The sequence below is a fragment of the Candidatus Limimorpha avicola genome (assembly GCF_056978975.1).
On sequence record NZ_DBMCYK010000001.1, the window covers coordinates 190808 to 211850 of the forward strand.

Genomic DNA, 21043 nt, shown 5'->3' on the forward strand with positions numbered 1-21043 from the left:
AAGATTTATTTCGAGAAAAAGGCGTGTCTGATTATATGAAATTTGACACGCCTTGTTTATAAGATATGAAATTCAATAAAACTCTTATTGTCGGGTTTTTAAATCATTAAAGTGCAATTGCGACAACAATACTTTCATGCTAAACCAAGAAAGACATCAGTCTAATTTCAAAACAGCAAGGAATGCCGATTGAGGAACTTCAACATTGCCTATTTGACGCATTCTCTTCTTGCCGGCTTTCTGTTTCTCTAACAATTTGCGTTTTCGGCTGATATCGCCTCCATAACATTTGGCTGTAACGTCTTTTCTTACTTGACGTACAGTTTCTCTTGCAATTATTTTAGATCCTATGGAAGCCTGAATCGCAATATCAAATTGTTGTCTTGGAATCAATTCCTTGAGTTTCTCGCACATTCTGCGTCCGAAAGCGTATGCATGATCTCTGTGTATCAATGTTGAAAGTGCATCTACAGAATCGCCGTTTAGCAAAATGTCGAGTTTGACAAGGTTGGCAGGCTGATATCCTGCAATATGATAATCGAATGATGCGTATCCTCTTGAAATGGATTTCAGTTTGTCATAAAAGTCGAACACTATCTCACTGAGAGGCATTTGGAAAGTCATTTCGACTCTGTCGGTAGTGAGATATACCTGATTTTTCAACAAACCTCTTTTTTCTATGCACAGTGTCATTATGGGACCTACATATTCGTTTTTGGATATTATCTGAGCAATGATATAAGGTTCGTCTATATGGTCGAGTTTTGTCTGTTCCGGTAAACCGCTGGGGTTGTGTACATCAAGAACGGTGCCATCGGTAAGATATGCCTTGAACGATACATTGGGCACGGTGGTAATGACATCCATGTTGAACTCACGGTCGAGGCGTTCCTGTATGATTTCCATGTGTAACAAGCCGAGAAAACCGCAACGGAATCCGAATCCCAATGCAGCCGAAGACTCCGGTTCCCAAACTAAAGACGCATCGTTGAGCTGCAATTTTTCAAGAGAACTTCTCAACTCTTCATAATCATCGGCATCGACAGGATATACTCCGGCGAATACCATGGGTTTCACATTTTCAAAACCGGCAATGGCATTGGAACATGGCTTGTCAACATGAGTGATGGTGTCACCAACCTTTACTTCCCTTGAACTTTTTATTCCGGAGATGATATAACCGACATTACCTGCTGACAATTCGTTTTGTGGCACCTGTTTCAGTTGAAGTACTCCGATTTCATCGGCATTGTATTCTTTCTCAGTGGCATAGAATTTTACAAGGTCACCTGTGCGTATGGTGCCGTTGATGATTCTGAAATAGGCTATTATACCTCTGAATGAGTTGAAAACAGAATCGAAGATAAGTGCTTGTAAAGGAGCATCAGGGTCACCTTTAGGTGCAGGAATCCTGTTTACAATGGCTTCTAATATCTCATTGACACCTAAACCTGTACGTGCACTGCATCTAAGTATCTCACTGCGTTCGCATCCTATCAAATCCACTATCTGGTCTTCTACCATATCGGGATTGGCACTTTCCATGTCTATTTTGTTGATGACAGGAATGATTTCCAGATTGTGCTCCAGCGCCATATAGAGATTGGATATTGTCTGTGCCTGAATGCCTTGTGAAGCATCTACGACAAGCAATGCACCTTCGCATGCTGCTATTGACCTTGATACTTCATACGAAAAATCAACATGTCCGGGAGTGTCAATGAGGTTGAGAGTGTAAACTTCTCCATTATGTTCATATTTCATCTGTATGGCATGACTCTTTATGGTAATGCCTCTCTCTCTCTCCAAATCCATATCGTCAAGAACCTGGTTTACCAACTCTTTCTTCGTTAAGGTGTCGGTAAACTCAAGCAATCTGTCAGCCAATGTGCTTTTGCCATGGTCTATATGTGCTATGATGCAAAAATTTCTGATATTTTTCATGGTGCAAAGATAATATTTTTGAGTATTCTTTTAAAAATTATTTTTGCGCTTTGCTTGAACATTTTTCGTTGGTTTATTTTATCACTTTTATTACTGAATTTGTTTATAATGATAGAAATGTTTTTTTGAAAGAGAATTATTATTATACTCTTTTAACAAAAATTTTTAAATAAAAAATTGATTATAGTTTTTTAATGAAAAAGTTTTAACTTTGCAAAAAATATCATTTTAAAAAAACATTGCATTTTTGAAATTGTTTGAACATTCAGATTAATTTAAAAGTATAAATTATGGCAAAAATTAAAGTAGGTATTAATGGGTTCGGCCGTATCGGTCGTTTTGTATTTCGCGCAGCACAAACACGCGAAGATATTGAAATTGTAGGTATTAATGACCTTTGTCCGGTGGATTATCTGGCATATATGCTTCAATATGACACTATGCATGGCAAATTCGAAGGCGAGATTGCATACGATATGGAAAAAAGTCTTCTCATAGTCAATGGTCACAGCATTCGTATCACTGCGGAGAAGAATCCTTCCGATTTGAAATGGAATGAGGTCGGTGCTGAGTATGTCGTTGAATCTACAGGTTTGTTCCTTACAAAAGAAAAAGCACAGGGTCATATTGATGCCGGCGCTAAATATGTGGTGATGTCAGCTCCTTCAAAAGATGATACTCCGATGTTTGTTTGTGGTGTCAACCAGGATGCATACGTCAAAGGAACACAATTTGTATCCAATGCCTCATGTACGACCAACTGTCTTGCTCCTATTGCAAAGGTATTGCATGACAATTGGGGTATTACCGATGGTTTGATGACGACTGTCCACTCAACTACGGCTACACAGAAAACCGTTGACGGTCCTTCATTGAAAGACTGGCGTGGCGGACGTGCTGCTTCCGGTAACATTATACCTTCTTCAACCGGTGCTGCCAAAGCAGTCGGTAAAGTCATTCCTTCCCTTAACGGTAAACTTACCGGTATGTCGATGCGTGTTCCTACTCTCGACGTCTCTGTGGTGGACCTTACGGTGAACCTTGCAAAACCGGCTAAATACGATGAAATCTGCGCCGCCATGAAGAAAGCTTCAGAGGGCGAACTTAAAGGCATCCTCGGTTATACTGAAGACGCTGTCGTGTCTTCGGATTTCCTCGGCGATACACGTACCTCTATCTTCGATGCTAAAGCAGGCATAGCTTTGACAGATACTTTCGTGAAAGTGGTGTCATGGTATGATAACGAGATTGGTTATTCAAATAAGGTACTCGACCTTATCGCTCACATGGCAAAAGTTAATGGGTGATCAATGATTTATTAACAATGTATATTGTTACCTACATTGTTATGTTTTCGTTGAAACCTTAATGTTTTGATTGTTTTCAACTGAATAACTGTTTATCCATTTATTTATCAGGATTTCTTGGATAACGGTTGTTAATACCCACGGGGAAGATGAAATACGATAAGTTTATTACTGATTCGAGTTTATTGTTGCCTCGTGGGTGTTTTTTATAATATAGTGTGAGACATGTAATAATTGTGTCTTTCGTCAATTAATAATTGCTATACAACATTTCTGAAAAAATGTTTATTTCAAGAAATAGGATGTTATTACCTGTTGATAAAAGATTGACGTTTCAGGTAAAAGATAATTTGGATTATCGGAAAACAAACAATATCATCGTTTACCAGCTTCCTGAGGCTCCGCCTCCTCCGAAATGACCGCCGCCAAAACCTCCAAACGATGATCCTCCTCCAAATGAGGATCCTCCTCCAAAATGATTGTTTCTGTTGTTAAAGAACATCGATAAAAGCCATAAATTGAATAAGTCTTTGCCATCGTTTTTAGAAGTGTAGGTGACACTTTTACTTCTTCCCATTATTTTTATGATTAAAATCATTACGATTAATATTATTATGGGAATCAAAATCAATCCGTCATTTTCTCCATTGTTTCCGGTTGGCTTGAACTTGGCAGCAACAAGTTCGTTGATAATGGAGTCTATGGCTGTGTTAATGGCAGAATAGTAATCATTGTCAATGAGATAGCTTTTCATCTGAGTTTCTATGATTCTTTTGCAGATGGCATCGGTAAGATATGGTTCTATTCCGTATCCTACTGATATTGCAACTTCGCCTTTCTCTTTTCCTTTGGGTTTGATGAGCAATACAACGCCGTTGTTTTCTTTTCCGCCAACGCCCCAGTTTTCTCCGATGCTATATGCATATTCGTTAGCGCTGTATCCTTGTAAACTGTTGACTAACACTACACATATTTGAGTAGAAGTACTGTCGTTATAGTTTACCACTTTCTGTTCAAGTTGGTTGATCTGGTTTTTTGACAGTGTCGATGTGAAATCGTTTACAAGACGTGGCGGATCCGGTCTGCCGGGAATGTCTTGTGAGAATGTCGTTTTACAAAAAAATAAAAAAGAGAAAAATAGGATGTAATAAAAAATAGACTTTTTCATGTTGTTTTATTCAAAAGAAATTTCGTTGCTAAGCTCATCAATGTCATTTTCCTGATGAGGAAAATACGCCTTTAGTTTTTTACCACAGCGAAGTACTCCATATATTATGCCGTCGGTAAATAAATTGTTTCTAAAAGATTGTGTCATGTCGTTCTTTATGTCTTCCCAGAAATCATTTTCAACGACATTGTTGATACCTTCATCGCCAATGATGGCAAATTTGTGGTCTTTTACTGCTAAATATATAAGTACGCCGTTACGTAGTGCGGTTTCATTCATTTTAAGTTTAAAAAACACCTCAGTGGCCCTTTCTATGGCGTCTCCTTTACAGAAATTGTCTATGTGTACACGAATCTCCCCGGAAGTGTCTTTTTCCGCTTCTTGTATTGCGGCTACAATTCTTTTAATTTCTAATTTACTGAAAAAATTCCTGGCTGTCATATAATTAAGTTAAGAAGAGGCTGTCTTATATGACAGCCTCTTCGTTGTCAAAACTCAACTTTGGGAGCAACTTCAGCACCCTGTTGAGCCTCAAAATATGTTATCTTTTCAAAACCGAACATATTGGCAAATATGTTGGCAGGGAAATGTCTTATTGACTGATTGTATTCTTTAGCCGTGTTGTTGAATTTCTGACGTTCTACAGTGATACGGTTCTCAGTGCCTTCAAGTTGTGCCTGCAGTTCTAAAAAGTTCTGATTCGCCTTTAAATCAGGATATTTCTCTACAGTTAACAACAATCTCGACAATGCTCCGGACAACTGTTCCTGCGCATTTTGGAATACCTGCATGTTCTCTGGTGTCATATTGTCGGCATTAAGGTTGATGGAAGTGGCTTTGGCTCTTGCTTCAACAACATCGGTCAAGACTTCCTGTTCATGTTCGGCATAACCTTTTACTGTGGCCACCAAATTGGGTATAAGATCACTACGACGTTGATATACATTCTCAACTTGAGCCCATTGCGAATTAACAGCTTCTTCTTTTGATACTAAGCCGTTGTAAGTGCCTTTTACCCAGGAAAATAGGAGTATTATGACAACAATGACAACGATAATGATAATTGTGCTTTTCTTTTTCATTTCATGAATTTGTTATTGCATACTGTCGAAATTGCGTTTTATGAACTCATTGAGTTCTTTTCCCTTTAAAAGATTCTTCGAGAGTCTGACAAGGTCGTATAGCTGGGAAATAACCTCTTTTCGACTGTCTTCATCTTTATTAACGAGCGAAGTTATTACATTATTGTTTGTATTTATTATTAATGTGTAATGATCTGGCATGTCACCCCACATCGACATGCCGCCAACCATATTCATATCTTTCATACGGCGCATCCATTCATTTTGGGTAAGTTCTACAGGAACTTCATTTTCATTCATGTTGACAAATTCTATCGAGAAAACAGTCTTGTCTATGATAGCTTCAAAAGAGGCCTTGATGCTTTCCTTATCGCTGTCGCTTAACTTGGAGACTGTGTCATCATCTTTTTTCTCAATAAGTTTGTCGATGGTGTTGGAATCCACACGTGAGAATTGCGTGTTTTCGAATTTTTGTTCCATACTGCTGATGAAATGAGAGTCGAGGATTCCGTCCATCAAGAGAACATTATATCCGCGAGACTTGGCATTTTCAATGTTGGCGTATTGCTCATCTTCGTTAGTGGCATAAAGATAGACGAGACGTTTATCTTTGTTGGTCTGCGTATCTTCAATCTTCTTTTTATACTCTTCCAAAGTGTAATAATTGCCGTCTGTATCTTTAAGCAGAGCAAATTTCTCGGCTCTTTCGAAAAATTGCGGGTCTGTCACCATGCCATAAACAATGAATACTTTTATGTCATCCCATTTCTTCTCATAATCCGCTCTGTCCTTCTTGAACATCTCTTCAAGTTTCTCTGCGACTTTTTTGGTAATATAACCTGATATTTTTTTTACGTTCTGGTCGTTTTGCAGGAATGAACGGCTGACGTTAAGCGGGATATCCGGTGAATCGATAACACCGTGCAACAGACTCAGAAAGTCTGGCAAAATACCTTCGACAGAGTCGGTGACAAATACTTCATTGCAGTACAACTGTATCTTGTTGCGTTGAAATTCGTATTTGTTTTTGATTTTAGGAAAATATAGAATACCGGTGAGGTTGAAAGGATAATCCACGTTAAGATGTATATGGAACAAAGGAGTGTCGAAATTCATGGGATATAAAACATGATAAAAATCATCGTATTCCTTGTCCTCTATCTTGGATGGAGATTTCTTCCATAATGGTTCTACACTATTGATAATCCATGGTTTTTCAACAGTTTTTGTCTTAGGGTTGCCGTTTTTGTCGGTTTCGCCTTCTATGGGTTCTTCCTCTTTCTTCATTCCAAATTGGATAGGAACAGGTAAGAACTTGCAATATTTGTTGAGCAATTCTCTTATTCTGCCTTCTTCGAGAAATTCGGAACAGTCATCAGTGATGTACAATATTACGTCAGTACCTCTGTCTCCTTTTTTGATAGGTTCCATAGTAAATTCCGGGCTGCCGTCGCATTCCCATATAACACCTTTGTCTTCAGGGGCTTGTGTATATGATTTAGAGATAAGCGACACTTTGTCTGATACCATGAAAGCAGAATAAAACCCCAAGCCGAAATGACCTATTATGGATGCAGCTTCCGCCTCACTCTGTGTCTTGAATTTTTCAACGAATTCCGTGGCTCCCGAAAAGGCTATCTGGTTAATGTATTTGTCAACCTCTTCTGCTGTCATGCCAATGCCTCTGTCATGTATGGTTATGGTTTTCTTTTTCTTGTTTACATCGACTTTTATGGTTAAATCGCCCAAATCGCCCGTAAATTCTCCGGCACTTGCCAATGCTTTCAGTTTCTGTGTCGCATCAACGGCATTGCTGATGAGTTCTCTTAAAAATATTTCATTTTCAGAATATAGAAACTTCTTTATTACAGGAAAAATGTTTTCTGTTTTTACACCAATAGATCCTTTTGTCATAATGTTTTGTTTTTAATTTTTTTGTTTTTTATCAAAGTATGTGCCAAATTGCAAGACTGACAAAATGACTTCTTTATTATAAAAAAGTGTTATTTTTGCATTGATATTAATTATGCCATGGAACGTTTTTTTGAAAAACTGACAGCCGCTTTGCAACAGGGTTCTTTTGTGAAATTGACATTGTCGAAACCTGTAGCTAAAAGTGATGAATTGCGTAATGTATATATCAAACCCGTCAGAATAAAAGACAGATTGATGTATTCATTTACATATAGATACGATAGGAGAGATGAGACACTGAATTATGATATGGAACAGTTCGTGTCATTGATTGAATCTTTGTTGAATGACAGGTTTCTCAGTGCATCTTTGTTTACCGTTACTGAAGATATCACCTTGTTGATAAGCCGCAAAGGGAAACCTACGTTGATTTGCAAGCCGGTCAAAGAGTACAGGGAGGCGGATTTGGAACATGACCATGTTAAAAATCGTCTGATAGATCCTCGTAATATATGGTGGTTTCGACTGGGACTTACTACACGAGAAGGTAAGGTGCTCGCCGATATGCAACATAAGTTCAAGCAGATATGCAAGTATGTGGAAATAGTCGATTCTCTTATCCGCAACACTTCTTTCGACGATGAGTTGAGAATTGCCGACATGGGTGCCGGAAAAGGATATCTTACTTTCGCTTTGTATGAACATCTGTCAAAACATTATAATAAAAGATTTATATTGGAAGGCGTTGAGGTACGTGAGGATATTGTATTGAAAGTCAATGAGATAATACGCGATTGTCAGATGCCTGATTTTGATTTCATTCATAGTACTATTGAAGATTATAAACCTCAGAGAATAGATGTTCTTATAGCACTGCATGCATGCAATACTGCCACTGATGATGCTATTATAAAAGGGATTGAAAATAATGCAAAATTATTAATATGTGCACCATGTTGTCATAAACAGATACGTGCCGAAATGGAAAAATCCGGGGTCTCGGACTGTATGACACGTTATGGTATATTTTTAGAACGTCAGGCAGTCATGATAACGGATACTATCCGAGCATTGATAATGGAATATTTCGGTTATAAAACTCAGATTATGGAGTTTATTGAGATGGAGCATACTCCTAAAAATGTGCTTCTTGTTGGAAGAAAAACTGTTGTTGAACCTGATAAAGAGCTTATAATTAGACAGATACAGGAATTAAAAAAACGTTATGGCATACAACGTCATTATTTAGAAAGAATTTTTGAGTTAATGAATTTAAGCTATTGAAACTATAAATATCGAAAATAAAAATATTTGTAAAATGATGTGCATATTAATTAAAAATTACTTAATTTTGTGCATCTTTAAAATTTATGACTGAATTAACAATTAACTAAAATATTAGAATTATGCAAAAGATTGAATGGGAAAAATTACCTTTTGGTTATTATCCAACGAACTATAATGTACGTTGCTATTACAGAAATGGAAAGTGGGGTGAGTTTGAAATCTCATCGGAAACAACTATTAATATTCACATGGCTGCTACATGTCTTCATTATGGACAAGAAGCTTTTGAAGGCTTGAAGGCTTTCCGTGGTGCTGATGGTAAAGTGCGTATTTTCCGTCTTGACGAAAATGCCAAGAGACTTCAATCGTCATGTGACGGTATCATGATGCAACGTTTCCCTCTTGACAGATTTGAGGAAGCAATGATTAAATGTGTAAAACTCAATGCAGAATTTATTCCTCCTTATGAAAGTGGAGCATCATTATATTTACGTCCTCTTATCATTGGTACGGGTGCTAAAGTTGGTGTCAGTCCGGCTGATGAATATCTGTTCCTTGTATTTGCAACGCCTGTTGGTCCTTATTTCAAAGGTGGTTTTATGGCTAACCCATACGTTATTACACGTAAATATGATCGTTCTGCTCCTCTTGGAACAGGTATTTACAAGGTGGGTGGTAATTATGCTGCAAGTATGCGTGCTCATATTGAGGCTTGTCATGGTGGTGAATATGCCTGCGAATTTTATCTCGATGCAAAAGAAAAGAAATATATTGACGAGGCCGGCGCTGCCAACTTTTTCGCTATTAAAGATAATACATACATCACACCTAAATCGACTTCCATATTGCCATCCATCACTAACAAGAGTTTGATACAGTTGGCAGAATCTCTAGGCATGAAAGTCGAACGCAGACCTATTGCCGAGGAAGAACTCGCTACTTTTGAAGAAGCCGGTGCTTGCGGTACTGCTGCCGTTATCAGTCCTATACAACGTATCGACGACCCTGAGACAGGTAAATCATACGTATTCTCAAAAGACGGCAAACCGGGTCCTTGGAGTGAGAAACTTTATAATAAATTGCGTGGTATCCAATATGGTACAGAACCGGACGAGTTCGGCTGGACTACCATAGTAGAAGGAATTTAATTGATAATTTTAATAAATATTAGTTTATGAGAAAACTTACACTTTTATTGTGCGTGGTATTTGCTTATATTCTTCAAATGAATGCTCAGCAATACGTCTCGACAGAACCTTCAAACAAAAATGTTATTCTTGAAGAGTTTACGGGAAGAAACTGTGGCTATTGTCCTGATGGCCACAGAATAGCTAATCAGATCATGCGTGATAATCCCGGCAGAGTATGGGCTATCAATGTTCATGCCGGTGGTTTTGCTCCTACATCTTATCCTAATCTCATTTGTCAGGATGGTCAGACCATACATAACGGATTCTCAATATCCGGTTATCCTTCCGGTGTTGTTAACCGTTCTACGGCGAGTGCTATTGGTCGTGGTGAATGGACAAGTGCAGCAACTCAACAATTGAATCAACCAGCAGTGCTCAATGTTGCAGGTATGGCTGTTATCAATCCGGCTACTCGTGTGGCTACTATTGATGTAGAGGTATATTATACTGATAATAGTGCTCAAACAACAAACTATCTCACAGTGGCAATGTTGCAGGACAGTATTCTCGGGTCACAGTCTGGCGGTACTTCCAATCCGGAACAAATGATTAATGGACAATATTGCCACATGCATATATTGCGTGATGTCATAACTTCTTCTGCATGGGGCGAGGAGATTACTCCTACAACACAAGGTACTTTGATAACAAGAAGTTATACTTACGAGATTCCCGAAATCATCGGTGATCCCAATGGTGTGGAGGTTGACCTTGACAACGTATTTTTCCTCGCTTGGGTTTCTGAAACTCAACAGGGTGCAGCAACACGTCCTATTCTTTCTGCTTGTGAAATAGAAACGAATATAGGCTCCGATGAACCTATTTTCCCATATATCACAGGTGTGGAACAAATTGCCGGTGTTTCTTGTAGCCATACTAAAGAAGTTGTCATGACAATGAAAAATGGTGGCGTTGAAGAATTGACAAATGTTAAATTTGAGATTGAATTAGATGGTGAGGTGACTGAAAGTGAATGGAATGGTTCCTTGCAGCAGTTTTTCTCAGAACAAATTACTCTCCAAATTGATGTCCCGTTCGGTACTCATAGCGGAGTAGTCAGAATTGTTGAGGCTAATGGTGTTCCTTATGATTTGGAGCAGTCTTTTACCGTTACTTGCGATGAATGGATGGATTTGAACGTTACCGGAGAGGAAGTTACTTTCACTCTCGATATCATGCAGGATAAGTTTGGTAACCAGACTACATGGGAAGTTACAGGTTATAATGGTACTGTTTATGCTTCCGGTGGTCCTTACACCATGTTGCAAGGTTCGACAGCAACAGAACTTCACAGAGAGGAATTTACTGTTCCTGCAAACGAATGTATGTTATTGAGCATCTATGACAATGTTGGTAATGGAATTTGCTGTGCTTATGGTCAAGGTTATTATCAGTTGAAAGATGCAGACGGCAATGTCATTATTGATGGTGACGGAGAATTTGGCTCCGAAGCATCTCACTTGATCTCTATAAATAGTGATGCGACAATGTCTGTCACTACTGCCGATGCGACAGTGCTCGGTCCTACTGAAGCAATAGTCGGAGGTTCTTTTGCCGGCGGTACACCTGTGGAAGTAGGCGTTATGTATCGTACTGCAGATGAGACGACATATCATGAGGCTACAGCTGCTTCAGTATCGACTGACTTCGAGATACAGCTTACCGGTCTTACTCATAGTACTGAATATTTGTACAAGGCATTTGCCAGAACAGGCAACGATCAAATAGTATATGGCGAAGAGAAGTCTTTCACAACAGAATATGATGCTATAGACGAAAATAATGGTGTCAACTGTAATATTTATCCGAATCCTTCAAAGGGTGTTGTATATGTGAAAGGTGTTGATATAGCTAAGGTTATGGTATTCAATTCTTTAGGTCAACTTGTCGAGGTCGTGGAATCTGGTAACGAGTCGTCAGTAAATATTGAAAACCTTTCTGTAGGTGTTTATTTTGTTCGCGTTATGAATAACGAAGGTAATGCAACTACCAAGAAGGTTTCTGTAGTAAGATAACTTTTTGACATAATTGTCAAATATAAAATAAGGTGTGAAGGATTTTTCCCTTTACACCTTTTTATTTAAAAGTGAGAAGAAATAAGATTATGTGAATCAAAAAATCTTACAAGTTAAATTATTACGGCAAACAAAACATATATTTGTCAAGGTTAAATCTACAAAACACTGTGGCAGGTAAATGTACGTGTCACATTTTATTTATGTTTTTGGAGCATACAGTATTATAAGAATAATTGCATCTTTTGTTGCAATTTTTTTGCCTCTTCAGCTGCAGCCTCAGCAAAAAAAGTATCCTTTGATGCATATATAATGCCTCGTGATGAATTGACTATCAGTCCACATTCTTTGTTAAGTCCATTGTTGGCGACATCTTCTATTGACCCGCCTTGCGCTCCTACACCAGGGACAAGAAGAAAATAATCCGGCAATATTTCTCTTATCTCTTTAAGTTCTTCAGGGTGTGTGGCACCTACGACAAACATTAGTTTGTTGCTGTCCGCCCATTCAATAGCTTTGTATAAGACGGTTTTATATAAAGTGCCTTTGTCTGTGCCAATATATTGGAAATCTTTGGAGCCTTTGTTTGATGTCAAAGCAAGAAGGATTACCCATTTATCTTCGAAATTCAGGAAAGGTTCTACAGAATCCAGACCCATGTATGGTGCCACTGTAATGGCATCGGCATTGAGTGTCTTGAAGAAAGCCTTTGCATAATTTGCAGAGGTATTGCCGATATCTCCTCTTTTGGCATCGGCAATTACCATAATTTCCGGGTAATGCTCTTTGATATAAGCTATTGTTTTTTCCAATGACAGCCAGCCTTTTGCACCATAAACCTCATAAAATGCCGAATTTGGCTTGTAAGCTATGGTATATTCTGCCGTGGCATCAATGATACTCTTGTTGAATTCGAAGACCGGGTCTTCATATTCGAGAAGATATTCCGGAATCTTGGCAATATCGGTGTCTAATCCGACGCAAAGAAAAGATTTCTTTGCATAAATTTGATTTATAAGTTCTTGTTTATTCATTATTCTAATCCTTCTTTTAATCTTTCGGCATTTTCCGCCATTTGTAATTTTTCGATAAATTCAGACAGGTCACCGTCGATAATTGCAGGTAGATTATATACTGTGAGACCGATACGGTGGTCAGTCACTCTGCCTTGAGGCCAATTGTATGTGCGTATCTTGGCAGAACGGTCTCCTGTAGATACCATCGTTTTACGCTTTGAGGCTATCTCTTCGAGATATTTGTTGTATTCACGTTCAAAAAGACGTGTACGAAGTACTTTCATAGCCTTGGCGAGGTTCTTGATCTGTGATTTTTCGTCTTGACATGTCACCACTATGCCACTTGGTATGTGGGTGAGGCGAATAGCAGAATATGTGGTATTGACAGATTGTCCACCGGGTCCTGAGGAGCAGAAAGTATCTTTACGTATATCTTTTTCATTAAGTTCTATGTCGAATTCTTCAGCTTCCGGCAATACCACCACGGATGCTGCTGAAGTATGTATCCTGCCCTGCGTCTCTGTTTTGGGTACTCTCTGTACTCTGTGTACTCCTGATTCGAATTTTAGAAGTCCGTAAGCACCTTCTCCTATTACATTGAAAACCACTTCTTTGAATCCACCGACGGTACCTTCATTCATGTCAACAAGTTCTGTTTTCCAGCCTTTAGTTTCACAATATTTCATATACATCCTGTACAAATCGCCTGCAAAGATACATGCTTCGTCACCTCCTGTTCCGGCACGTATTTCAACAATGGCATTTTTGCTGTCTTGAGGGTCCTTGGGTATAAGCATGATACGTATCTCTTCCTCTAACTTCGCACACTTCTCTATGGCGATGTCAAGTTCCTCTTGAGCTATCTCTTTGAGGTCTTCATCTTTCTCGATTTTTAGGATTTCTTTCGCTTCTTCTATATTTGCGAGTAAAGTTTTATATTGTGTGAAAGCATTGACGACAGGTTCTAAGTCTTTATAATCTTTGTTGATTTTGACATAACGTTTCATGTCGTTCATCAACTCGGGGTCATTAAGTTGTTCTTTCAAAGACTCCCATTTTGTTTTTATTGCTTCAAGTTTATCGATTATATCCATAGAGCTTGTGTCAATTAATATTGAAATATGCCATATTGACTTTTTATTGTCAGATGTTTACTGTCCGAAGGTTCAACATGACCGATGATTTGTGATTCAATATTGAAACTTCTGGCTATTTCCATCATTGTTTCTGCTGATGCTATGTCCGTGTAAATTTCAAGTCGGTGTCCCATGTTGAACACTTTGTACATTTCTTTCCAATCTGTTCCGGATGCAGATTGTATCATTCTGAACAAAGGAGGTAATTCGAACATGTTGTCTTTCACTATGTGCAGTTTGTCTATAAAATGCAGTACTTTTGTTTGCGCACCGCCGCTACAATGTATCATGCCATGGATTTTATGGCGTAACTCTTTGAATATTGGAACCATAACAGGTAGGTAAGTGCGGGTGGGAGACAAGATGAGTTTTCCAACATCAACGCCTTTCACTTCAGTAGGGTCAGTTAGTCTGGACGGTCCGGAATAGACCAAGTCTTCAGGTAAGCTGTTGTCATAGCTTTCTTTATAATCATTGGAATAACAATGAGAAAGCATATCATGTCTGGCAGATGTGAGGCCATTGCTTCCCATACCGCCGTTATATGAATTTTCGTATGAAGCTTTACCGTATGAAGCAAAGCCTACAATGACGTCACCAACCTGTATATGGTTGTTTATTACTTCATCACGTCTCATGCGTGTTGTTACGGTACTGTCAACGATAACAGTGCGTACCAGGTCCCCTACATCAGCAGTCTCACCTCCGGTAAGATATATTCCAATACCATGAGAGCGCAATGTCGCAAGGAAATCTTCTGTTCCATTTATGATGGCAGATATCACTTCTCCTGGTATAAGATTTTTGTTGCGTCCTATCGTTGACGACAGTAACATATTGTCGGTAGCACCGACACACATGAGGTCATCGGTATTCATTACTATGGCATCCTGTGCTATTCCTGCCCATACCGAAATATCGCCGGTTTCTTTCCAATACAGATATGCGAGTGACGACTTGGTGCCGGCGCCATCGGCATGCATTATATTGCAGAACTCATCGTCTCCTCCCAAGATGTCGGGTATGATTTTGCAAAAAGCATTAGGATACAATCCTTTGTCAAGTTTTTTTATTGCTTTGTGGATGTCTTCTTTCTCAGCAGAGACACCTCGAAGTTGATATCTTTGTTCTATTGGCATAATATCTTGATATTATGTTATTTGAAGATTAATTTCATAGTGTTGATGTCGAATTCGAAATTGCCGAATTTCTTTAACACTTTTTGTCCAATCACCCAATCGTACAATAAGTTATTATATACAGTAACTTCAACATTGTAAAGAGTCTTGTCCGCTATGCGCATCTCTTTTATGACAAAGACAGAAAGATTTTTGATGGCTCCTGCAGTGATGATTTTATCTATATCATCGCCTTTGAAGTCATTTTTAGTAATGATACCGTCTTTGAGCATTGCCATGGCTTTGATTTGTGACACGCCGAAGTCGAATGACTGGTCGTAAGTAATACGTTCTGTATATGCGTTTACAATGGCATTGAACGAGAAGTTACCTCTTGTATCTTGTACGAAATCAATTTTATTATCTTCGGGACGCAGTCTTATATGTGCAGTTTGATTATCGCTGATATTGGTTCGTGGCACATAGTCTTTGCTGAGTACTCTGAATTCTGTTCTACGGTTCAGTTGGTGGGCAGCTTCTTTAAGATTGTTGGATTCTAAACTGTTGATAAATTCTTCTGTCAGCACTGTTCCGGCTTTAAATGTATATCCGTCGATGACATAATCTTTCTGCAAGGTTCTTGGCACACGTTCCCCGTAACCTTTTGCTGTCAACCTCAACGGGTCTATTCCTCTTAATATAAGATAATCCACTACCGACTGTGCTCTTTTTTGAGACAAGATATCATTGCGTTCCTCGCTGTCGCGGTTATCAGTATGAGAGCCCAATTCTATGGTAATGGTAGGGTTGATTTGTAATGTTTCAATAAGACTTTGCAATGAGTCTTCAAATTGAGGTTTAAGATCCCATTTGGCAAGGTCATACAAGATATCAGGCAACACCACCGGTTGATCCGGTATTGGAGAGAGGTCATAATCTTTGGTGAAATCACGGCTAAACTCCAATCCTATTGTGTTGATTGTGTCAGTCAAGGTGAAATAGTTGTCTTTGTCTATCGTCAAGATATATAATTTGTTGAGAAATACTTGATTGTTGGTGAACAGGAAATTGCCGCTTTCACTGCTCAATGTAGAAGCCACCACTCCGTCTTCAGCCGTTGACAGACGTACGTTAGCTCCCTCTACATACTGAAGGGTGTTAAGGTCTTTAATATTGCCGGTGACAGTAAACATAATGGGAGGTTCAATGAAATAGTAAATATCGTCATCAAGACCATTGCGAGAGTCTCTGTTACTTGCGAAAAAGCCTCTTTCTTCCGTAGGATGAAATACGATGGCAAAATCGTTGCCTATGGAATTGATAGGAGATCTCAGGTTTTTTGGCATGCCCCAGTTACCTGTGCTGTCTATTGTAGTGACGAAGATATCCAATCCGCCCATTCCTCCATGACCGTTTGATGAGAAATAAAGAGTGCTGTCGTTTCTTAAAAAAGGAAACATCTCATCTCCTGCAGTATTGACGACAGGACCGAGGTTAAACGGTCGGGAGAAATCAGACCCTTTGTCTTCTCTTGTTGTGACCCAGATGTCTTTACCTCCGAAGCCGCCTTTACGGTCGGCGGCGAAATACATTATCAACTCATCGTCTGTCAATGTAGGATGTCCTATTACGTCGAGACTGTCAATATTGGCAATAGTTACAGTGACGGGGTCGCCCCAGGAACTGCCACTGCGTGATGACTTCATGATTTGACAACCCGACTCTCTGTTTTTATGGTTGGGACAGCGTGTGAAATACATGGTATTGAAGGCTTTGTTGATGAAAGGAGTACCTTCACTGCCTTCACTGTTTATAATATCGGCATCATCGGCGAGATTCACTTCGCCCCATTCGCCGTTTTTGTCCTGTCTTACAGTATAAAAGTCAGCAAAATGTTGTCCTGTTATTACGTCTTTTTCTTTGGTGACTCCTCCTTCTCTTGATGATGAGAATATTATTTCATTGAAATTGTTGCTTGTCCATGCTACTCCGAAGTCGCTGCTTCTGGAATTAAGGTTTTTCATCCTTGTCACTTCGTATTTGGAAGGATATTCCATCCATTCTTGAATATATTGTATATCTTCTGCAGCTCTTTGTCCTCGAGGGTCATCTGGAACAGCTTCACTGTAAAGATTATAATAATATAAAGCGTCTTCATATTTCTCTTCGGATTTCAAGACATCGCCATAATACAAATAAACCTCCGGATGTTCTTTTGGAAATTCCGACTTGACTACTCTTTTGTATTGAGCCGCTGCCAGACGATAAGATTCTGTCAGTCTGTAACATTCACCCAATTGATACGTTATTCGAATCCTTTCGTCTTTATATTTCTTTTTGCCTGTTTTCTTATAAGCTTTTTTGTATTTTTCTATTGCAGAATAATATTGTTTGCGTTCGAATGCTATATCGGCATTTTTTGCCGGGTTACGACGTTGAGCAATAACATCTTGTGCCGAAACAAAGCATAAAGCAAATAATATTGCGATAAGAATTGATTTTCTCATAGATAATATTTTTGACATAACGTCTTATATTTTGCAAAAGTATAAAATTATTCGTAAAAGAGCAAGAAAAATTACTGCGGTGGCATTTGCTGCTTCAATGTCGTTTTTTCAAAAAAAAGTTCCAACCGAATTTATATCCGGTTGGAACTTAATGTGCAGAGATTTTAATACTCTGCGATATTATTTGTTTTTCTTGCTATTTCCAAGAAGGAGTTCTTCATCATGCTTCTTGCCTTTGAACAGATAGTATGCTATAGGAGAAGCTACAAATAATGATGAATATGTACCGGCCAAGATACCTACCAACAGGGCAAATACGAATCCGCGTATAGTCTCACCGCCGAAGATAAAGATGGCGAGCAATACCACTAATGTAGAACCGGAGGTGTTGATTGTACGTAATAATGTACTGCTGACACCATTGTTGATACGTTCGAGCCATGTCCTTTTCGGGAATAATTTCACATTCTCACGGATACGGTCGAAAATAACCACTGTATTGTTGATGGAATATCCGATGATTGTTAATACAGCAGCTATAAACGACTGGTCAACCTCCATGCTGAAAGGAAGAACATTGTAGAACAATGAATACATCCCTATCACAATTATGGTGTCGTGTGTAAGAGCGATAACGCTGGATACACCATATTCCCATCTTCTGAAACGTATGGCTATGTATGCAAAGATAATAATAAGCGAAAGAATAACGGCTATGAAAGCGTTGCGTGTCACGTCGTCAGCTACTGTAGCACCAACTTTTTGTGAGCTGAGGATACCAAGCATCATATCGCTCTTATCGCTGTCAGAAGTAAATTGTTCGTATGTCAGGTCTTTGCTGTAAAATCCTTTAAGACCGTTATAAAGGAGATTTTGAATCTCACTGTCAACTTCTGGATCATTGCTGTTGATTTTATATTTAGTAGTAATCTTTACCTGACGGCTTGGTCCGTATGTTTTCACTTCCGGTACATCGTCATTAAACTCAGCTACATCACCCAATGCGTTACGCACTTGGTCAACAGAAACCTCTTTGTCGAAACGAACGACATAGTTACGACCACCCTTGAAGTCAATACCGAGGTTAAGACCTCTCAATGCAAGAGAACCTACACTGATAAGGATGAATATACCGGCTATGATAAATGCTTTATTGCTGAATTTGATAAAGTCGAAATGAACATCTTTCAAGAAGTTTCTTGTCAGTTTGTTGGAGAAAGTAATTTCTTTGTTTCTTTTGAGCCAGCCTTCCAACACCAAACGGCTGATGAAGATAGATGTAAACAAAGAAGTACAGATACCTATCATCAATGTTGTGGCGAAACCTTGTACGGGACCGGTACCGAATTTAAATAGAATGAAACCGGTGAGGAATGTTGTGATGTTACCGTCGAGTATAGCTGAGTAGGCTGCTTTGTAACCGTCCTGAATGGCTGAACGGAGACCTTTGCCGGCACGAAGTTCTTCTTTAATACGTTCGTAGATAATGACGTTGGAGTCAACAGCCATACCCAAAGTAAGCACTATACCTGCGATACCCGGTAGTGTCAATACCGTACCGAATGATGTCAATGCACCGAGTAAGAATATGATGTTGACGACGAGTGCCGTGTCAGCTGCAAAACCGGCTTTGCTGTAGAAGAACAGCATGTAAATAAGGACGAGAACGAAAGCTATCACAAATGACCATAGACCGGAATTGATGGCTTCTTGACCGAGTGAAGGACCTACGACGTTTTCTTCGAGTATTCTGGCAGGTGCAGGTAACTTACCGGCTTTCAAAATGTTGGCAAGGTCTTGTGCCTCTTCTACTGTCATATTGCCGCCCGAGATGGATGAAACTCCGGTAGGTATCTCATCGTTGACGACAGGATATGAATATACATAGTTGTCAAGCACTATAGCTATCTGTTTTCCTATGTTCTCACCTGTGAGACGTTTCCATGCCTTGGCACCTTCGCTATTCATTCGTAGTGTCACTTCAACACCGCCTGTTTGATTGTAGTCTTGGCGTGCTTCAGTGACTACTTCTCCGCCGAGAGCAGCTTTGTTGTCGCGAGACATCTTTAAAGCGACAAGGTCAACATATTCTGTGCCGTCTTCAGTAATATTTGGCTTTACACACCATGCAAATTTCAAGTTACGTGGGAAGACTGATTTCACCTCGTTTATCATTCTGTTTATGTTGGCAGTATCTTTTACCATGGCCATACCTACGCGGGCTGTTTGGGCAGGCAAGAACTGTCCTGACTCATTTTGATAGTATGAAGGTTGCAACACTGCATAAAGAGGATTATTGGCTGAATATTCTTCCATGGCCTTCTCTCGTGCTAATGTCAATGAGTCTTTACTTTCTATTTGACTCAGCAAAGTATTGTCGTCTTCTATCATGATATCAGCACCTGCTTCTTCGACTTCTTCATTCTCTGTAGAGGTAGTCGTTTTGTTTATTTCAGACAAACGTTTGTTAGCTTCATCAAAATACTGATAAAGTTCGCTGAAATTATAAGTCTCCCAAAACTCCAGCTGTGCAGTTCCCTGCAACAGTTTACGGACACGTTTCGGGTCTTTGATGCCTGGAAGTTCTACGAGGATACGTCCTGAGCCTTCCAATTTCTGAATGTTGGGCTGAGCCACACCGAAACGGTCTATACGTGTTCTCAAGATCTGATATGAACGGTCTATTGCACTGTCGGTTTCATCTTTTATGACTTTGAGAACCTCTTCGTTTGTTGAGTTGACTGTTATACCTTTGTCTTTGAACTCATAAAGGAATATGGAGGCTAATCTTGCGTTGGGATCCAACTGTGTGTAAGCATCACCGAACAAGTCCACAAAATGTCTCTGGCTGTTGAGATGCTGTTCGTTGGCTATACGCATTGCCTCAACGAAATTAGGGTCGGTACTGTGGTTTGACAATGCCATGATGATGTCTGGTATGGAAACTTCCATCAACACGTTCATACCACCTTTAAGGTCTAGACCTAAGTTAAGTTCGTTTTCTTTGCAATCACGATATGTATAATTGATTACCGGATATACCTTTACAGTACTCATGGAATCCAAGTAATAATTTTCTCTTGCATCTTGAATGGAATCCAAATAGTAATTAAAAGCATCTTGATTGCCTTGGGCCAAGTCATTAGCCAATCTTTCCGACTCTTCGCTCTTGGCAAATGTATCTGCTTTGTTCTCAATACGTTTCGTGACAAATGTGAACGATAACTGATACAAAGTAAACACTCCGAGCAATATTGCCAAAAGCTTGATAACTCCTTTGTTCTGCATTGTAAATCTGATTTTTATAAAAATTAAACTTTTCCTATTTTTTGAGGTGCAAAAATACTATATTTTTATTA

General features: G+C 39.1%; 14 protein-coding genes. 4 read left to right on the forward strand and 10 right to left on the reverse strand.

From position 1 onward, the window contains the following. Positions 1-156: 156 nt before the first annotated feature. On the reverse strand, positions 157-1944 hold the full coding sequence (gene lepA, locus ACZOVS_RS00760) for a translation elongation factor 4 (protein WP_483995326.1): 1788 nt from the start codon (positions 1942-1944) through the stop codon (positions 157-159). A gap of 290 nt (positions 1945-2234) precedes the next feature. Between lepA and gap the strand changes: the two genes are divergently transcribed. Beyond that, positions 2235-3251, forward strand: a complete 1017-nt coding sequence (gene gap, locus ACZOVS_RS00765; protein ID WP_483995327.1) for a type I glyceraldehyde-3-phosphate dehydrogenase — start codon at positions 2235-2237, stop codon at positions 3249-3251. A gap of 382 nt (positions 3252-3633) precedes the next feature. Here gap and ACZOVS_RS00770 read toward each other — a convergent pair whose 3' ends face one another. The 4 genes from ACZOVS_RS00770 to htpG are packed head-to-tail and all read right to left on the reverse strand — an operon-like array spanning position 3634 to position 7415. Then, positions 3634-4419, reverse strand: coding sequence for a TPM domain-containing protein (locus ACZOVS_RS00770; protein ID WP_483995328.1), 786 nt, complete (start codon positions 4417-4419; stop codon positions 3634-3636). Between the two features lie 6 nt (positions 4420-4425). Next, a complete protein-coding gene (locus tag ACZOVS_RS00775) occupies positions 4426-4860 on the reverse strand; it encodes a TPM domain-containing protein (RefSeq protein WP_483995329.1) in 435 nt (144 codons plus the stop codon). Between the two features lie 47 nt (positions 4861-4907). Further along, positions 4908-5501, reverse strand: coding sequence for a LemA family protein (locus ACZOVS_RS00780; protein WP_483995330.1), 594 nt, complete (start codon positions 5499-5501; stop codon positions 4908-4910). A 12-nt stretch (positions 5502-5513) separates the two neighbouring features. Beyond that, on the reverse strand, positions 5514-7415 hold the full coding sequence (htpG, locus tag ACZOVS_RS00785; RefSeq protein WP_483995331.1) for a molecular chaperone HtpG: 1902 nt from the start codon (positions 7413-7415) through the stop codon (positions 5514-5516). A 117-nt stretch (positions 7416-7532) separates the two neighbouring features. Between htpG and ACZOVS_RS00790 the strand changes: the two genes are divergently transcribed. From ACZOVS_RS00790 to ACZOVS_RS00800, 3 genes are all read left to right on the forward strand, one after another. Continuing rightward, the gene (locus ACZOVS_RS00790; RefSeq protein ID WP_483995332.1) at positions 7533-8699 is read left to right on the forward strand and encodes a class I SAM-dependent methyltransferase; all 1167 of its coding nucleotides are present in this window, start codon (positions 7533-7535) and stop codon (positions 8697-8699) included. 122 nt (positions 8700-8821) lie between these two features. Beyond that, the gene (locus tag ACZOVS_RS00795) at positions 8822-9850 is read left to right on the forward strand and encodes a branched-chain amino acid aminotransferase (RefSeq protein ID WP_483995333.1); all 1029 of its coding nucleotides are present in this window, start codon (positions 8822-8824) and stop codon (positions 9848-9850) included. A 26-nt stretch (positions 9851-9876) separates the two neighbouring features. Beyond that, positions 9877-11907: a T9SS type A sorting domain-containing protein gene (locus ACZOVS_RS00800; protein WP_483995334.1), complete on the forward strand. Its 2031-nt coding sequence runs from the start codon at positions 9877-9879 to the stop codon at positions 11905-11907. A 224-nt stretch (positions 11908-12131) separates the two neighbouring features. Here ACZOVS_RS00800 and pyrF read toward each other — a convergent pair whose 3' ends face one another. The 5 genes from pyrF to secDF all read right to left on the reverse strand — a co-directional run bounded on the left by pyrF (position 12132) and on the right by secDF (position 20972). After that, on the reverse strand, positions 12132-12941 hold the full coding sequence (pyrF, locus tag ACZOVS_RS00805) for an orotidine-5'-phosphate decarboxylase (protein ID WP_483995335.1): 810 nt from the start codon (positions 12939-12941) through the stop codon (positions 12132-12134). Further along, positions 12941-14017: a peptide chain release factor 1 gene (gene prfA / locus ACZOVS_RS00810; RefSeq protein ID WP_483995336.1), complete on the reverse strand. Its 1077-nt coding sequence runs from the start codon at positions 14015-14017 to the stop codon at positions 12941-12943. The genes pyrF and prfA overlap by 1 nt, the downstream gene beginning before the upstream one ends. A gap of 14 nt (positions 14018-14031) precedes the next feature. Then, entirely contained in the window at positions 14032-15198 is a 1167-nt protein-coding gene (locus tag ACZOVS_RS00815) for an AIR synthase related protein (protein ID WP_483995337.1), read from the reverse strand. Positions 15199-15215: 17 nt separating this feature from the next. Further along, positions 15216-17684 (reverse strand): OmpA family protein, encoded by a 2469-nt coding sequence (locus ACZOVS_RS00820; RefSeq protein ID WP_483995338.1) that lies wholly within the window; start codon positions 17682-17684, stop codon positions 15216-15218. A gap of 180 nt (positions 17685-17864) precedes the next feature. Further along, positions 17865-20972, reverse strand: a complete 3108-nt coding sequence (secDF, locus tag ACZOVS_RS00825; RefSeq protein ID WP_483995339.1) for a protein translocase subunit SecDF — start codon at positions 20970-20972, stop codon at positions 17865-17867. Positions 20973-21043: the final 71 nt, after the last annotated feature.

Coding starts and splice junctions, on each gene's coding strand:
- lepA (WP_483995326.1), bottom strand. CDS start 1,944: ATGAAAAATATCAGAAATTTTTGCATCATAGCACATATAGACCATGGC.
- gap (WP_483995327.1), top strand. CDS start 2,235: ATGGCAAAAATTAAAGTAGGTATTAATGGGTTCGGCCGTATCGGTCGT.
- ACZOVS_RS00770 (WP_483995328.1), bottom strand. CDS start 4,419: ATGAAAAAGTCTATTTTTTATTACATCCTATTTTTCTCTTTTTTATTT.
- ACZOVS_RS00775 (WP_483995329.1), bottom strand. CDS start 4,860: ATGACAGCCAGGAATTTTTTCAGTAAATTAGAAATTAAAAGAATTGTA.
- ACZOVS_RS00780 (WP_483995330.1), bottom strand. CDS start 5,501: ATGAAAAAGAAAAGCACAATTATCATTATCGTTGTCATTGTTGTCATA.
- htpG (WP_483995331.1), bottom strand. CDS start 7,415: ATGACAAAAGGATCTATTGGTGTAAAAACAGAAAACATTTTTCCTGTA.
- ACZOVS_RS00790 (WP_483995332.1), top strand. CDS start 7,533: ATGGAACGTTTTTTTGAAAAACTGACAGCCGCTTTGCAACAGGGTTCT.
- ACZOVS_RS00795 (WP_483995333.1), top strand. CDS start 8,822: ATGCAAAAGATTGAATGGGAAAAATTACCTTTTGGTTATTATCCAACG.
- ACZOVS_RS00800 (WP_483995334.1), top strand. CDS start 9,877: ATGAGAAAACTTACACTTTTATTGTGCGTGGTATTTGCTTATATTCTT.
- pyrF (WP_483995335.1), bottom strand. CDS start 12,941: ATGAATAAACAAGAACTTATAAATCAAATTTATGCAAAGAAATCTTTT.
- prfA (WP_483995336.1), bottom strand. CDS start 14,017: ATGGATATAATCGATAAACTTGAAGCAATAAAAACAAAATGGGAGTCT.
- ACZOVS_RS00815 (WP_483995337.1), bottom strand. CDS start 15,198: ATGCCAATAGAACAAAGATATCAACTTCGAGGTGTCTCTGCTGAGAAA.
- ACZOVS_RS00820 (WP_483995338.1), bottom strand. CDS start 17,684: ATGAGAAAATCAATTCTTATCGCAATATTATTTGCTTTATGCTTTGTT.
- secDF (WP_483995339.1), bottom strand. CDS start 20,972: ATGCAGAACAAAGGAGTTATCAAGCTTTTGGCAATATTGCTCGGAGTG.